The sequence below is a fragment of the Pseudogemmobacter lacusdianii genome, assembly GCF_030848395.1.
GTDB lineage: Bacteria > Pseudomonadota > Alphaproteobacteria > Rhodobacterales > Rhodobacteraceae > Pseudogemmobacter > Pseudogemmobacter lacusdianii.
Map to the genome: position 1 here is coordinate 1 of NZ_JAVDBT010000021.1, position 15,801 is coordinate 15,801.

Annotated in this window: 13 protein-coding genes and 2 pseudogenes; 9 read left to right on the forward strand and 6 right to left on the reverse strand. The window is 60.7% G+C overall.

All coding sequences use genetic code 11. The features are described from left to right. Positions 1-62 precede the first annotated feature (62 nt). From Q9295_RS16740 to Q9295_RS16750, 3 genes are read right to left on the reverse strand one after another with little or no spacing between them, the layout of a single operon-like run. Entirely contained in the window at positions 63-170 is a 108-nt protein-coding gene (locus tag Q9295_RS16740) for a DUF6079 family protein (RefSeq protein WP_306681740.1), read from the reverse strand. 14 nt (positions 171-184) lie between these two features. Further along, the gene (brxF, locus tag Q9295_RS16745; RefSeq protein ID WP_038069156.1) at positions 185-643 is read right to left on the reverse strand and encodes a BREX-3 system P-loop-containing protein BrxF; all 459 of its coding nucleotides are present in this window, start codon (positions 641-643) and stop codon (positions 185-187) included. Continuing rightward, positions 640-1,536, reverse strand: coding sequence for a WYL domain-containing protein (locus tag Q9295_RS16750; protein WP_306681741.1), 897 nt, complete (start codon positions 1,534-1,536; stop codon positions 640-642). Before Q9295_RS16750 ends, brxF begins: the two co-directional genes overlap by 4 nt. Before the next feature lie 204 nt (positions 1,537-1,740). Between Q9295_RS16750 and Q9295_RS16755 the strand changes: the two are divergent. After that, positions 1,741-2,510: pseudogene (locus Q9295_RS16755) on the forward strand (IS5 family transposase). Between the two features lie 177 nt (positions 2,511-2,687). Here the strand turns inward: Q9295_RS16755 and Q9295_RS16760 are convergent. From Q9295_RS16760 to Q9295_RS16770, 3 genes are all read right to left on the reverse strand, one after another. Further along, positions 2,688-3,794: a Fic family protein gene (locus Q9295_RS16760; protein WP_306681742.1), complete on the reverse strand. Its 1,107-nt coding sequence runs from the start codon at positions 3,792-3,794 to the stop codon at positions 2,688-2,690. Between the two features lie 263 nt (positions 3,795-4,057). Next, complete coding sequence (gene scpB, locus Q9295_RS16765) at positions 4,058-4,693, reverse strand: SMC-Scp complex subunit ScpB (RefSeq protein ID WP_306681743.1); 636 nt, start codon at positions 4,691-4,693, stop codon at positions 4,058-4,060. 2 nt (positions 4,694-4,695) lie between these two features. Next, positions 4,696-5,613: a DUF1403 family protein gene (locus Q9295_RS16770; RefSeq protein ID WP_306681744.1), complete on the reverse strand. Its 918-nt coding sequence runs from the start codon at positions 5,611-5,613 to the stop codon at positions 4,696-4,698. A 305-nt stretch (positions 5,614-5,918) separates the two neighbouring features. Between Q9295_RS16770 and Q9295_RS16775 the strand changes: the two genes are divergently transcribed. From Q9295_RS16775 to Q9295_RS16810, 8 genes and pseudogenes are all read left to right on the forward strand, one after another. After that, positions 5,919-6,944 (forward strand): site-specific integrase, encoded by a 1,026-nt coding sequence (locus Q9295_RS16775; protein WP_306681772.1) that lies wholly within the window; start codon positions 5,919-5,921, stop codon positions 6,942-6,944. 294 nt (positions 6,945-7,238) lie between these two features. Then, entirely contained in the window at positions 7,239-8,420 is a 1,182-nt protein-coding gene (gene repA, locus Q9295_RS16780; RefSeq protein ID WP_306681745.1) for a plasmid partitioning protein RepA, read from the forward strand. Further along, positions 8,410-9,372: a plasmid partitioning protein RepB gene (gene repB, locus Q9295_RS16785; RefSeq protein WP_306681746.1), complete on the forward strand. Its 963-nt coding sequence runs from the start codon at positions 8,410-8,412 to the stop codon at positions 9,370-9,372. Before repA ends, repB begins: the two co-directional genes overlap by 11 nt. A gap of 193 nt (positions 9,373-9,565) precedes the next feature. Beyond that, the gene (locus Q9295_RS16790; protein ID WP_306681747.1) at positions 9,566-10,765 is read left to right on the forward strand and encodes a helix-turn-helix domain-containing protein; all 1,200 of its coding nucleotides are present in this window, start codon (positions 9,566-9,568) and stop codon (positions 10,763-10,765) included. Positions 10,766-10,870: 105 nt separating this feature from the next. After that, the gene (locus tag Q9295_RS16795) at positions 10,871-11,551 is read left to right on the forward strand and encodes an SOS response-associated peptidase (protein WP_306681748.1); all 681 of its coding nucleotides are present in this window, start codon (positions 10,871-10,873) and stop codon (positions 11,549-11,551) included. Positions 11,552-12,059: 508 nt separating this feature from the next. Then, positions 12,060-13,535, forward strand: a complete 1,476-nt coding sequence (locus Q9295_RS16800; protein WP_306681749.1) for a Y-family DNA polymerase — start codon at positions 12,060-12,062, stop codon at positions 13,533-13,535. After that, a pseudogene (locus tag Q9295_RS16805) lies at positions 13,532-14,752 on the forward strand (PHP domain-containing protein); the annotation flags it as partial. The gene Q9295_RS16800 and the pseudogene Q9295_RS16805, both read left to right, overlap by 4 nt. A gap of 63 nt (positions 14,753-14,815) precedes the next feature. Beyond that, positions 14,816-15,745 (forward strand): IS5 family transposase, encoded by a 930-nt coding sequence (locus Q9295_RS16810; protein ID WP_306681750.1) that lies wholly within the window; start codon positions 14,816-14,818, stop codon positions 15,743-15,745. Positions 15,746-15,801 lie beyond the last annotated feature (56 nt).

Sequence of the window (15,801 nt, forward strand, 5' to 3'; positions counted from 1 at the left end):
TCTGTCAGTCTCCTCGCGGAGCCTGAATCACGCCGCGAGTGGATAATCAATGGGTCCTGACCCTAGGTGGACACAAGCTTCTTGGCTTCATCAGGACGATCAGCATCGAGAAGCTGAATAACCGATTCAATGGGCTCAAATTGAATGAGATCGCCGTAACGCATTGCCATCTCGAGATTTCCTTTCAATTTACTCTGAACGGAACCACGCCATCACAGCTGTAGTCCTGATATTCTGGATGTCCTGTCGTTGCATACGACAGCCTGTTGTCTGTGAGCGTCCCCGGCCAAGCCGCAACAACGCGTCGCGCCTGGGAATGCCGCCGGAGCAAATCGAGCGGACTTAGCTTCAACTCCTGATCGAACAGGAGTTCGAGATTGTCCATGAGGAGAAGCCCTTCCCGCGAAAACTCATCCGCTAACCCTTTCAGAAGGTCGGCTGCTTGAAGGTGTCTCCTGGGGCTCGGGATTGTCAGCAGTTCTCGTCCGAGGGCAGCTCCAATGTTGAGGATGTGCAGCTTTCGACGTCCAGCCAGCTGGCGTAGCAAGTCGCTCTTTCCGGAATTTGGCGCGCCAATCAGCAGCAATAGTTTGCTGTTCACCACAGCAAGATCGTCAACAACGCGTTCAAGTGCCTCGATCATCCGTTTACGCCTCCGCTCACAGGCGCCGAGACCCTCGGTGTCGAGTGCCCGATTTCGGGGGCGTTCATAAGAACAATCTGTTGGTCTTGCGGGCGCCGTGCGGCGGGATCTGTATCCAATCCCAAGCGCCTCAGCGCATAATAGAGCAGCGCGCGGCGCACCTTTATCTTCGCGCTGCCGCCACGCATCCCGTAGTCGAGGGCAATGACTTTAGCCTGCGTTTCTGACAGTTCGGGATGAGGAGCCACTTCGAGTACGACTTCAGAATTCCAGTCGAGATCATCATCGGCCGATGTCCCACTTTCGCGTGAGCCACGAATCTCAATCATCCGGGAAAGAAGGAAATCCTTGAAACACTCGTCGGTTCGACAAAACGCGCGGGCGTGCCAGCGAAATCCATCGAAGGCAATCGCGTGAGGCGCAATCCAACGCCACCGCGGATCTGGGCTGGAAAGGGACTGGTATCGTATCTCTATCTCTTCGGATCGCCTGATCGCTCCCACAACGGACCGAAGCGTCACGGGGTCAACACCACGGACCGGCGTCGGCGCAGAGGCAAAGGACGGAAGATTAGCAATCCAGGAGTCTTCGCGGTCAAGAATGTTTTCGGCCACGGACCGTAGCTGAGCTAAATAGCGACTGGCATCAGGTTCCAGAAATTGTGGTTGGAAAGCACTGCCTCGCACATAACTCCGCGCACTCTTGTCGTAGACCATGTTCGCTGGAGCAAAGCCAATGTAGCGATTCAGGTCAGTGGACGCTTGGTTGACCGAGACACCGAATTGATCCATGAGGTCACTCCGGTTTACATGCCCCTCCCAAAACAAGCGGAACTCTATGAACTCGAGACGTTGCTCGACTCCCCATCGCAGTTCTGACCTGTCGCTATCCACCCTGGCCTCCCGGTATCCCAATGCGCATTGTAACTATGCGCGCCCACTTTCTGGGCCTGCGAAAACATTAGGGAGTGACACCGAGATTATCAATCGAATTTCAAGGCGTTGCCTTGGAAGTTGACCATTCAGGCGTAGGTCGTTTTGACAAAAGGGATTCCGCTGTCAGTCGTGCTATGATTCAAGCTCATCTCTACGTGGGAGATGAACTTGGCAGGCAACCTGATATCCGACGATGAGTGGACCTTCTTCGAGGGCTTCATTCGTGCCGTCCGGCGCCCTAACGTGCGGAAACCTGCGGACCATCGTCTTGTTCTCGATGGGGTTTTCTGGACCGCAAGGACTGGTGCGCCATGGCGTGATCTGCCCGAAGAGTTTGGAAAGTGGTCCTCGGTCTACCGTCAGTTCCGCCGGTGGACTTTGGCGGGACTGTGGGAGGATATCCTGGATGCGCTGAACCACGCTGGGATCGCGCCAGACAAGCTCCAGATAGTTGATAGCACTGTGATCTGCGCTCATCATGCGGCGGGTGCAAAAGGGGGACACCGAAAGAGGCTCTTGGCCGCTCGAGAGGTGGATTCTCGACCAAGATCCATATGCGCGTCAACGGTGCTGGCCTCCCGATGAGGACCGAGATAACGCCGGGGCAGGTTTCCGACTACACCGGCTACGATCTGGTGATGGCCGGCAATCTGCCACAGCCCGCCATCCTGGTGGCCGACAGGGGCTATGACACTGATAAAATTCGGGAAGACATCGAGAGCCGCAACGCCCTGCCCATGATACCGATGCGAAAGAATCTAAGGGTGCGCAAGGTCGTCGACATGAGCATCTACACCCTGCGCAACATGGTCTAGCGCTGCTTCAACAAGCTGAAAAGCAACCGTCGGCTGGCAACCCACTACGACAAAACCGCCGAAAGCTTCGTCTACGTCGCCTTTATCAGGCGACGGCTCCTCCATTTGCCAACATGACCTAGGGGGTGTTATTGCGACAATAAAATGCTCTACTCGGCTGAATGTCAATGATGTATAGCCGACGAGTATTTGTGAACCGTCGTTGGCTCAGCATGGCCTGCCCTGCTCGTTCGGGCCAATCAATGTCGGCGTCTGCGTGGAAGACCACCCTGCCCTTCCCCAATGAACAGCCAGTTATCCCGCATTCAGCAACCAATACCGGGTATGACGCCGCTCGCCTGTTCGCGTCAGGGCACCCATCTCCACGAGGTCCTGAAGGTCTCGGGTCGCTGTCGCCCGTGATGTGCCGGTGATGGAGATATAGTTCTCGGCACTGAGCCCCCCTCGGAAACCTTCCGGCCCTTCACGGAACACGCGCTCGACCACTTTCGCCTGCCGCACGTTCAACCTGCCCCGCAGCCGATCATAGAATCTAGCCTTGGAAATGAAAAACGCGACACGTTCCAGCGTTGCTTGCTGCGCCTTGAGGACTGTCTCGCCAAACCAAAGCAGCCATGGCGTCACGTCCAAAACCTTCTGATGGGTTTCAAGCTGCTCGTAATAGGCCCTTCGATCGCGTTCGATCGTATAGGCGAGCGCGATCAGGCTGGGCTGACCGATGTTCTGAGCCAGCGACTTCTCCGCCAGAGCGCGGCCAAGACGACCGTTGCCATCCTCAAAGGGGTGAATGCTTTCGAACCACAGATGCCCAAGTGCAGCCCGGGTCAGCGCCGCCACAGGCGCGGCGCCCTCCGGCGCGGATGCGTTGAACCAGGCAACGAACCTGTCCATCTCGGCAGGCACCTGAGCGGATGGCGGTGCCTCAAAATGTACGCGCTGCCGGTCGATACGGCCGGACACGATCTGCATCGCGTCGCTGTGTTTGCGATAGGCACCGACGATTTCAAGGTGTCGGTCATGGGACAAGAGCATCCCATGCCAGCGGCAAAGCGTGTCGTGATCCAACAGTTCGGCATAGCGCGAGTAGACATCGACCATCATCTCGGCGATGCCCTCCTCACGTGCCTTAACAAGCGTGCCATCGATCGCCAGCCCAAACTGGCGCCTCAGCGAGGATTGGACGCTTGAACGGTCCAGGACCTCGCCCTCAATCGCGCTTGTCCGCATAGCCTCTTCGCTCAGAAGCTCGATCCGCAGGCGATCCCGATCATCGCCCGTGACATGGCGAACAGCGCCGACGATCTCGCCAGACGAGATCAGGAACTTCTCCTCAAGAGGCTTGACTGCCTCGTCGTCATATCGAAAAAGCGGCCAGTTTTCCTGGGTCCAGTTCCAGCGCATGAGTTATAGATCCTCCATCTATCGCTCACGCTATAGAAATTTTGTGAGTTATAGAAGGATGATCTATGCGTCATCTTACATCACCCGAGCTGCCGCGCGCGTTGCGCAGACACATCAGCTTTGTCTTCTGCGAACCCTGAGCCGGCATCATGTCACAATTCCTCCACTCAATCTCGATGTTCTCAGAGGTATTGCCGCTCGCATTCGCGGGGCACGCCCCCCCCCCCCAAACCTATCACCCATACTAACGTGTGGACGAAGGGTCATTCGACCTCGCCCGAAATCGGCAGATCCAGCGCGATGTCAGCCGCGGGCTTCAGCAGTCCCGCATCTTCGAGCGCCTCAAGGTCCGGCAGGTCACGCAGGGTTACCATACCGAACTGCACCAGAAACCCGGGCGTGGTGACGTAAGTGTAGGGCGCGCCGGGCTCTGGGCTGCGCGGACCTCGGGCGATCAGGTCCTGGCGGTGCAGGCGGGCGATCAGATCTCGGCTGATCTCGCGCCCCGTGAGGCGCGAGATCGCGCCGCGGGTCACCGGCTGCATATAGGCGATGATGGTCAGGACGAGGGCTTCGTTCTGCGTGAATTCTCGGACAGCGTCATCCTCGCCGCGCGCGACGCGGATCGCCACCGCATGGTGCGGCCGCGTGCGGAACTGCCAGCCTCCCGCAACGCGCGCGATCTCATAAGGACGCCCCGTAAGCTCAGCGGAAATGTCCTCGATCAACAGATCAAGCGCGCAATCCTTACCGACCACTCGGGCGAGCACCTCCCGCCCCACCGGCTCGGAGGCGGCGAACAGCACCGCCTCGACCCGCGCCATCCATTCGCGCCAGCGCAACCCCCACGGCAGGTCGGCGAGTTCGGTGTCCAGCGGCTCGGCGGTTTTCGGGGCCATGGTCACAACCCATAGAGGCGAAAGGTCGCCCGCCCGGTCAGTTCACGCACCAGACCGAGCGAGATCAACCGATCAAACAACCGCCTCGCAGCGCGGTCGCTAGCCTCGGCCCCCGCCTGGGCCGCCAGCGCATCCTCAGTCAGGAGCCCGGTGATAATAGAGGCGGCGTCCTTTCCCGGCCGCCGCAGATGTGCCGCGCGCAGGGCATCGGCCCGGCGGGTCAGATCGACGTGAATATCAACGGCAGCAATCGCGCCCCTGCCCCAGGCGCTCGCGCAGGCCGCAAGCCATGCCTCGCCCTCCAGTCGGAAGGCTGCCCGCGGAAGATGGGCGGCGAGCAGTGGCACCGGTCGATCCCAGCCGAGAGCGCGCGCCAAAAGCGCATCCGCCAGCCAGAGCGCCAGGCCGCGATGGGCTGGTCCAAGGGCGAGCACTTCCCGCGCGGCCTCCGCCGCGAAGCGTAGAGGCGAGGAGCGGCCGACAAATCGAGCACCGAGGTCGCGCAAAATCTCCGCGCTCGGCTCGGGTGGCAGGTCAAAGAAGCCGGGCAGACTCGCGGGCCACTCCGCCGATCTCAGCGCCCGTGCCTCGCCCAGGGCACGCCAGCCGATCAGCATCCGCCCGGCGGGTCCGGGATCATCACCGGGTTTCCGAAGGGCGAAATTATCTCGGAGCTGCGCCTCACCCTCCCGGCGCCCTTCCAACTGGGAAACTGCCACTGCGCTCGAGAGCGCCAACCGCTTGCGCCAGAGGATGCCGACCGGATCCTCGGACCGGGCTATCGGGTCCAGCACAGCAAGGACTGCTCCGGCGGAAAACATCGCTGTTTCATGATCATCGCGACCAGCGCCCTGCCGCATCCATCGCGGCAGGGCCGGAGGATTTGAGGGAGGCAGGGGAGATTTTGTGCCAACTTTCATGGCGGAACGCTAGCAAGTATCGGCGCTTTATACTAGATAGGTTCTCATTATCCGCCGCGCCTGTCACTCCCACATAATGTCCAATAAGATTGCATTATCGGTCATTATGTTCTTCTATAGAAAAATGCGCTCCAGGACCCAGAAAATGCCCCGAAATCCCACCCAAGACGCGCCAGCGAGGCCGTGCAGAACGCGAGCTTCTGTCTGGGATTCTGCGGCGGCATCACGCTTCAGCGCGCACACGCCGGCACGTGCCGCCCGTGGAGATCGCCATGACAGATGAGGCATCCGCTCTGGAGGGCGCGATGCAGGACGCCCCCTACCCTGCCCCGCTCGGCCACCAGCCCCCTGCGCTGCGGGATCTGGCCGAACGGGCGCGCGGCTATGCCGAGGCCGCAAGCTCAGCCAACACCCGTAAGGCCTATGCCGCCGACTGGAAGCATTTTGCCGGTTGGTGTCGGCGCGAGGGGTTGGATGCGGCTCAGCCCGATCCGCAGGTCGTGGGCCTCTACATCACGGCCTGTGCTTCCGGCGCGAAATCTGTCGGCGGACGCAAGAACGTGGTCTCGACCATCGAGCGGCGGCTCTCGGCACTGGTCTGGGCCTATAATCAACGCGGCCTGGCCCTCGACCGGCGCGACCGCCACATCGCCACCGTCCTGGCTGGCATCCGCAACAGCCATGCCGCGCCACCGCGTCAGAAGGAGGCGATCCTGCCTGAAGATCTGCTGGCCATGCTGGAGACCTGCGACCGGGGCTCACTGCGGGGCCTGCGCGACCGGGCCATGCTGTTGATCGGCTTCGCCGGCGGGTTGCGGCGGTCCGAGATCACCGGGCTGGATGCGGGCCAGGATCAGACCGAGGACGGGCGCGGCTGGATCGAAGTTTTACCCGGCGGGTTGCTCGTCACTCTGCGCGGCAAGACCGGCTGGCGGGAAGTCGAGATCGGACGCGGATCCTCGTCCGCCACCTGCCCGGTCGAAGCGCTGGAACTCTGGCTGAAGCTCGGCCGCATCAGCCAGGGACCGCTGTTCCGTCGTGTCACCGGCGGGGGAAAGGAACCGGGGCCGTTTCGCCTCAATGACCGCGAGGTCGCAAGGCTGGTCAAGCGGGCCGCTCAGACCGCCGGACTGCGGGGTGATCTGCCCGAGAAGGACCGCCCTGCCCTCTTCTCCGGCCACTCGCTTCGCGCCGGTCTCGCCTCCTCGGCCGAGGTCGATGAGCGGCATGTCCAGAAGCAACTCGGCCATGCCAGCGCCGAGATGACCCGCAGGTATCAGCGCCGCCGCGACAGGTTCAGGGTGAACCTGACCAAAGCTGCTGGATTGTAAGCCAAACCTGTTCGCCACGATCAAAGCGCGCGTTCCTCTCTGGGGAAGCAAGATTCGGCCAAAGCCAGAAGCCGCTGCCAGGCGACTTATCCACAGAAGCCACCGGACGCTGGCAGCTGCGTTGTCACCTCTTAAGGTGAAGCGCGAGCTTTTCTCGTTAAGCTGGTGATTTATATAATTATTTTTTCACCAGAAAATCACTCTCTAAACGCAATTTTAGGCATCAACGGTTTTGGCTGGATTAATCGAGCAAAACTGTTAAAGTGACGGAAAATAACAACATCGAGGGCAGCCATGAGTGCGATACAGGCATCTCAGCGGTTCGAAACCATGTCTACGCGGCTCGGCAACCGTTTGCGAGAGCATGCCGAAGAGACGTTCCCCCCGGATGCTCAAAAGGGCCTTCGGCGCTTCGCCATGCGCGAAGCCGCTGATCTGTTGCGCATCAATCAAAATACCTTTCGCCATCATGTGTCAAACTTGGAAGGTTTTCCGGAGGGCATACTGGAGGGTGGCAATCGGCGATCTTTTACTGCCAGCGAACTGGTTGAGGCGCAGCGTATACTTCTGGACACGGGGCGCATTCGCCGTGACGACCACCCCCATCGAACGGACGGTGAAGCCTGCCAGGTTGTCACTGTCTTCAATCTGAAGGGTGGTTCTGCCAAGACCTCGACGGTGACCCACCTCGGGCAGCTTCTTGGCTTGCGCGGCTATCGTGTGCTTCTCATCGATCTAGACAGTCAGGCCAGCCTGACCAATCTCTTCGGTATCACACCCGAGCTCGCACCTGACATGCCGACCTCCTACGATCTTATTCGTGCGGAGAACCCCCTGCCCGCTACAGAGATCATCAGGAAGACCAACTTCCCGACCGTGGACCTCATCCCCGCGTCGATGGACATTATGGAGTATGAGTTCGAGGTTGCGCTAAGCTTCCGAAGCGGGACGACGACGTTCCACACCCAGCTCAAGGAAGCGCTCGAGCCCGTTCTCGGCAACTACGATATCGTCCTCATCGACACGCCACCACAGCTCAACTTCTCGGTGATCTCTTCCATCTTTGCGTCAACGGGCGTCCTGATCCCGCTCAATGCCTCCATGCTGGATGTGATGTCTCTTGCCAGCTTTCTCAAAATGGCAAGCAGCCTGATGGGCGTGGTCGAGAGCCACGCCCCCGAGCATGGGCTGAACTTCGTTCGTCTTCTCTTGACCCGTTATGAACCGACAGACGGACCACAGGTGCAGATCTCGTCTCTTCTGCGCACAGTGCTCGGGGATTCGGTCCTGCCTGCCGAGTTTCTCAAGTCGACCGCCGTCGGCGATGCTGCGAACACGCAGCAGAGCATCTTCGAGGTAGAGCCGAAGGACGTGAACCGTCGGACATACGAGCGTGCAATCGAATCCGTCTCTCGAATTACCGACGAGATCGAACGGGAAATCCGTAAGGCATGGGGACGGACTGATGGCGCGTAAGGTATTCGGCTCCACGCTCAAAAAAGCGATGGACCAAGGTGTTTCTCTCGATGCCATTGAGGCCCAGGCGGTGCAGACCCGCACCAGTCCGACTGTTACACGGGCCCAGGCTTCGGTCATCGAGGAAGACAAGCATGCCACCCGGCTGCTCGACCCAAATCTGATCCGCATGTCCGCTGTTCAGGATCGCCTCGATCCGTCAGACGGTCTCGAAGAGCTGGTGGAGTCTATCAAGGAGCACGGCCAGAAGGTCGCCATCCTTGTCCGCCGCCTGGCAGACGGGGCCTATGAGATCGTCTATGGCAGGCGACGCCTTCTCGCCTGCCGAGAGCTGGGACAAAAAGTCCGTGCTACGGTCATGGAGCTTTCGGACGAAGAAGCGCTGATCGCCCAAGGCGTAGAAAACAATGCGCGCCAAGACCCTTCGTTTATCGAGCGGGCGGTTTTCGTTTCAGGCATCATCGCAGAACTCGGCAAGACCGAGGAGACCCGGAAGAACGCCCAGACGGTTGCCTATCGTGCCTTGCAAATCGATGAGTCTCTGGTTTCGCGGATGCACCGGATCGCATCAGCAATCCCGATGGTCCTGATCCGGGCCATTGGACCTGCGCATGGCTCCGGGCGGCGGGTCTGGGAGAAGCTCGCAAAGCTTTGCGAAGCAACCCCCGATCTCGCAGGTGCGGTGGCAAATGGTTTACCGAAGGACCTTGCCAGTGCCGAGCGGCTGGAGTTGGCCATAAACCGCATGAGTCCTCCCCCTGCCCCCGCCACAAAACCGGCGAGTTCAGATCGGATCACGATCAAGCGGAAGGGCAACAAAATCACTCTCGAAGCCGATCCCATGATGCTGCCTAAGCTTGAAGACGCAGTTCGCAATCTGGTCGCCGAGCTTCTTGACCGCGGTCAAGAAGAAGCGCCGGAACCCGCCACAAGCACAGCCACACCGTCTTGACCGCGGTCAAGACGGACAACTCATAACAACGATAACGAGCAGAAAGGAGGACAGGACCGAAAAAGAAAGACCCCCCGAAAGCGGTGCTTCCGAAGGGCCTCAATTAGTCTCGACACCTGATTGATACCCTACATACGAATCGGCATCAACATCGCTTGCGGTGATCGGGGATACTTTTTCTTCCTAAATCACAATGAAACACATCACATCCACGGCCCTTGCGGCCGAGGCACAGGAGACTTGTGCCAAATCCGCGGAGCACTCGCTCCCCGGCATGGGTTCAATCACCCTGCAGCCAGCATTCCGACCGATTTCGCGTCGTGACATCATGGCTGCGGTCAACACATGCAGCCGCGATCTCGGCATCCGGCAAGGGGCCGTGGTCGTTCTTGACGCTCTCCTGAGCTGCCTGCCCTGCCAGGGCGTGGATGGTCGCGAGACACCGGTCTCGCCGACCACCCTGCTCACGGTCTATGCCAGCAACGAAACCCTGTGCTTCCGCGCCAAGGGCCTCACCGACCGTCAACTGCGTCGGCATCTGGAGACACTCGAAGCCGCTGGCCTGATCCGGCGCCGTGACAGTGCAAATGGCAAGCGCTTCCCTGTGATGCAGCACGGCAAACCGATCGGCGCTTTCGGGCTGGACCTGTCCCCTCTCTTCGCGCAGTCCGACGGGCTTCTCGCCCTTGCCCTACGTCGCCGCGAGGAAGCAGACGAGTTGCGCGGGCTGCGGGCCCAGATCCTCAGACTGCGCGCGGCATGTGCTGAACTCCAGCTGAGCGACACTGTCGCCACCTTCATCGACGGGCTACGCAACCTCGTGCGGCGCACATCTCTGACCCTCATTGAAGCTCGAGCAGCTCTCTCGCAACTGACCGCGGTCCTCTCTTCTCATGCAGCCATTCAGGTGCCGGCTGTTTGCGAAGCCGAACAGGTTAAGCAACGCATGCCTACCAAGGCGGAAGCCGCCCATACTGCCTCCTGCCCCGAGCCCGCCACCGACGAAGCAGTCCCTGAAGCGTTTCAATCCCTCACCACAGAAACCTGCGACATCGCGCAAACCAATCAAAAGCCCGCCTCTGACGGACGGAATGTCCGCCACATAAAGCAAGACTCATATACAAAAAAAAGAAAGCAAGAAGCAGAGGAACTTCCTAGTTGGGCAGCCCTGACCGAGGTCAACGCCTTTTATAAAGAGCCCACCAGCGCCCAAGAGGCCACACGGATCGCTTTCGAATTCGGAAAGATGCTGAGAATAAGCCAGGAAATCCTCGCCAGCGCTGCGAGCAAGCTAGGGCTTTGGGAACTTCTCAAGCTTGAAAACCGCATGGCAAAGCAGATCGGAACCATCCTCAACCCTGATGCCTATGTGAGATCCGTACTACGAGCGTAATCCCTGACCGCGGTCGCATGGCTCTGAAACGCCCGATAGACCGCTCAAGAGGAATCAGATAGGTTCGTTGATTGTTCTCATATCGGAACTCTGCGAGGCGAGATCATGTGCAACCTTTACGCCCAGACGAAAAGCCAGGACGCGATGCGTCAGGTCTTTCGTGACGTGCTGGAACAGGATGAGGAACTGATCGATGCCGCAGGTAACCTCGCGCCCGCAGCCTGCATCTTTCCCGACTATGCCGCGCCAATCATTCGCCGCAGTGAAGGACGCAACTGGACGCTGACCACGGCCCGTTGGGGGATGCCAACCCCTCCCGTCTATCTTACGGCCAAGCGCACAGACCCCGGCGTAACGAACATCCGCAATGTCAGCTCGCCCCATTGGCGCAGATGGCTCGGGATCGAACACCGCTGTCTCGTCCCGTTCACAAGCTTCTCCGAACTCGATGCCCGACCCGGCGCGCCTCGCAACAACCCGGTCTGGTTCGCCCTCGGCCAGGATCGCCCGCTCGCTTTCTTCGCCGGCATCCGCACCGAATGGACCTCGGTCAGAAAACTGAAGGAGGGCGAAGTGACAGCTGAGATATTCGGCTTCCTGACCTGTGAGCCAAATGATGCAGTTCACCCGGTGCATCCAAAAGCCATGCCAGTGATCCTCACGCACCCAGATGAATGGCGCTGCTGGCTGACCGCGGACACGAGCGAAGCTTTGAAGCTCCAACGGCCACTGGCGAATGGGCTTCTCGATATTGTCGCGGAGGGCACACGTGCGGACCCTGCGTGAACAGCTGAAGGCCGGAAGTGATCAACCGTTTCATCTGGTGAAGGGCCGCGTCCACGAAGTCGAAGGACGGGGGCGAAACGGCTTTGCACTGTTCCAGACCACGAGATTGCCAGGGCCGGTTTTCTGGATCGTGCTGGCGCATGATCGCGATCGGCCAATGCCGGGATCCCTGTCAGACGGCGTCAGCGAGCGGTTGCACTTCATAAGGCGAGGGGCGAGACCGATCTGCTCTGGACGGTCGAGGAAGCGCTACGGGCGCGGCCGGTCTCTCTGGTCATAGCGGCTCCGGAAAAGCCGATCTCACTGACCGCGGGCAGGCGGCTCCAACTCGCGGCCGAGGCTGGGGACACTACGGGCCTGATGCTGATCCAGGAGGGCAGGGGAAGCAATGCCGCCGAGACCCGCTGGAAATGTGATCCGCTGCCGTCACCTCTGGACTCGACTCGTCATCGCTGGATCCTTAATAAGAACAAAAGAGGAACAATCGGAATCTATGATGTGAGCTGGAATGGCACGACGGCTGCTGTCCATCTGGTTCCCCAGGCTGGCGAGCGACATCAGCCTGAGGGCCCGCCCCGTTGAGGGGCCTTTCGCGTTGACGCTCCGGGCGTCGAACGCGGAACATCTGCATTGTCTGAACAGCATCGCAAGCGCGGCAGGGCTTCATCGCGGCATGGCACTTGCCGATGCACGCGCCGTCTGTCCAGTGCTCTCGACACGGCCCGCTGATCTGATCCGCGAGGGTAGGGCGCTTGAAGGTCTGCGCAGATGGGCCAGCCGCCATGGACCGCATGCGGCGAAAAACGGATCGGACGGGCTGATTGTCGATGTTTCGGGCGTGCCGCATCTCTTTGGCGGTGAAGTCGAGCTTCTGGCCGATCTCGAGGCGCGACTCGAGAGGGCAGGAGTGTACTCGAAAAGTGCCATTGCCGAAACCCGTGGGGGTGCCTGGGCACTTGCCCGCCGCGGTGGTGGCGTGATCCCCGAGGGCGGGCTTCTGGCCCGGCTCGGGCCGATGCCGATCAGCGCGCTTCGGATAGAGGTATCGGTCGCTGAAGGTTTGACACGTCTCGGGCTGCACAAGATCGCCGATCTGACCACGGTTGCACGGGCACCACTGGCGCGCCGGTTTGGCGCGGAGCTTCTGCGCCGTCTCGATCAGGCGCTCGGGATGCAGGCCGAGCCGGTGGCCGCCGAGGCCGATGCGCCGCATTTCGGGGTGCGGATTACCTTGCCCGAGCCGATCGGGCTCACGGCCGATGTGATGGGAGTGCTGGACCGTCTTCTGATCCGGCTTTGCGACAAGCTGACATCCGCCCAGATGGGGGCCCGGGCTGTCCGGCTGGAACTGCAGCGGGTGGATCACTCGGCCGCCGTGGTCGATGTGGGTCTCGCTCGTGCAATGCGTGACCCGGTCCGGATCTCGCCCTTGTTCCTCAAAGGCGTGGATGAGGTGGATTCCGGTTTCGGGATCGACGGTCTGCGCCTGACCGCCACGGTGACAGAGCCGCTGGCGCCCGAACAGATCGGCAACGCAGAGACCCGGGCCGAGGATGAGCTTTCCGACCTAATCTCCCGGATCGGCAACAGGCTCGGGTTCGATGCGGTGCAGCGTTACCTGCCGGCAAGCAGCCGCATACCAGAGCGCAGCTTCCTGACCGTCCCTGCCGCCTATGCCGCACCGGAGCCGTTTCCGCCAAAGCGCCGTCCCCGCCGTCCCATCACCCTCTTCCCGGCGGAAGCCCTGGCCCAGGTCTCGGGTAGCCCTCCCGCCCGCTTCACCTGGCGCCGGATGGGTTTTACCACCCTTCGGGCACATGGCCCCGAGCGGATCACCCCGGAATGGTGGTTCGATGATCCGGCATGGCGCAGCGGCGTTCGCGACTATTGGCGGATCGAGACCAATGAGGGGCCCCGGCTTTGGCTCTTTCGCACCCCACAGTCGGGATCTCGGGACTGGTATGCGCAGGGAGTGTTCCTGTGATTCCTCACGCCGAGCTTTGCGTGACCTCGAACTTCACCTTTTTGCGCGGTGCTTCGCATCCCGAGGAGCTGGTGAAGCGGGCGGCCGAGCTTGGCCTCACGGCCATAGCCATCACTGACCGGAACTCCGTTGCCGGAGTGGTGCGGGCGTTTTCTGCGCTGAAGGAACTGGCACGGATCGCGGAGGAAGCGGGGCAGGGGTCGCCCTTGCCCCGGCTGATCCCGGGCGCGCGCCTCGTGCTGACCGACAGCCCTGTGGAATGGGTGGCGCTGCCGACCGATCTGGCAGCCTGGTCGCGGTTGACCCGGCTTCTGTCGCTCGGCAAGCGGCGCGCCGAAAAGGGCAGCTGCCATATCGGCCTCGCCGATCTGGAGGAATGGGGCAGGGGGATGGTGCTGATCGCTCTGCCGTCCGACCCGCTGGAAGCGACGGGCTTCGAGCGCGATCTGCGCCGGATCGCAGCCCGCTTCGCGGGTCAGTGCTTCCTTGGCGCGGCCCCCCTCTATGACGGACAGGATCAGGAGCGCCTGGACCGGCTGGCGGAGATTTCTCAGGCAACCGGCATGCCCAAAGTCGCTGTAGGTGATGTGCTGATGCACCGATCAAACCGGCGGCCGCTTGCGGATGTCCTGACCTGCATCCGTGAGGGATGCACCATCGACAGCATTGGCGACCGGAGGCTTGCCAATGGCGAGCATCGGCTCAAATCCGGCGAGGAACTCGCCCGTATCTTTCACCGCTATCCGGCTGCCCTTCGCCGCACGGTCGAGATCGCCGACCGCTGTGCGTTCCGCATGGATCAGCTGTGCTACCAATATCCCGACGAGGCCCGGGACGGGGAAACGGCCCAGATCCGGCTCGAGCGGCTGGCACGCGAAGGGCTGCACTGGCGCTATCCCGGCGGCCCGCCACCTAAGATCGTCTCTCGTGTCGAGAAGGAGCTGCACCTGATCGCCGAGGTGGAATACGCTCCCTATTTCCTGACCGTCTATGACATCGTCAGCTTCGCGCGCTCGAAAGGCATCCTGTGTCAGGGCCGGGGATCGGCGGCGAACTCGGTGGTCTGTTACCTGCTCGGCATCACCGAGGTGCCGCCCGAGAGCATCACCCTCATCTTCGAGCGCTTCATCTCGAAGGAACGCGGCGAGCCGCCGGATATCGACGTGGACTTCGAGCACGAGCGCCGCGAGGAGGTGATCCAGTGGATCTATGAGCGCTAGGCCTTGTTGCATAAAATTCGGTGGATTCAGTATCTTGTCTGATCATGCTACGTTGGCTGCATGAGCTCCCCATCCAAACCCCGCTACAAGACCAGCAACTGGCGTTCCTACAATCAGGCGCTCAAACATCGAGGTCCTCTGACCGTATGGTTTGATGAGAGGATGGCGTGGGATGCAAGACCCTCCGGCAAGCGGGGCCGTCAGCAGATCTACAGTGACGCTGCCATTCAAGCCTGCCTTACCTTGAAGGTTCTTTTCGGATTGCCGCTGCGTCAGACCACGGGGTTCATGGAGAGCCTTTTGGCTTTATCGGGTCTGTCCTGGTCGGTGCCCGACTTCAGCACATTGAGCCGACGACAAAACACGCTGAATGTGGCGATACCCTACCGTGCAAAAGAGGGCCTGCACCTCTTGATTGACAGCACGGGGATCAAGGTTGAGGGCGAAGGTGAGTGGCTACGCCGCAAGCATGGCAGCTCTAAACGCCGCATCTGGCGGAAGATCCATATCGCCGTTGATGAGCAAACATTGGAGATCCGTGCCATTGAAGTCACTTCCAGTGCCATCGGCGACGCGCCAGTTTTGCCTGATCTGCTCAATCAGATTGCCCCGCAAGAGCAGATCACATCCGTGACAGCAGACGGCGCCTACGACACCCGGTCTTGCCACGATGCAATTGCCGCCAGAGGTGCTGCCGCGGTCATACCGCCCCGCAAAAATGCTCGCTTATGGAAACCCACAACCGACGGTGCCAAGGCTCGCAATGACGCCCTCCAGGCGTCTAAGCGTCTTGGGCGTGCACTCTGGCGCAAATGGAGCGGATATCATCGCCGAAGCCGCGTAGAAGCCAAGATGAACTGTATCAAACTGCTCGGTCAAAGACTCATGGCCCGAGCCTTCGACAGGCAAGTCGCAGAAGTTCAGATCCGTGCGGCCATCCTAAACCGGTTTACGGCGCTCGGCACGCCAGTAACCGCTGCTGTGGCATGAAACGCGGCTGGCCGAGCGAACCTCTAACCGAAACACGATTTACGCAACAAACCCCG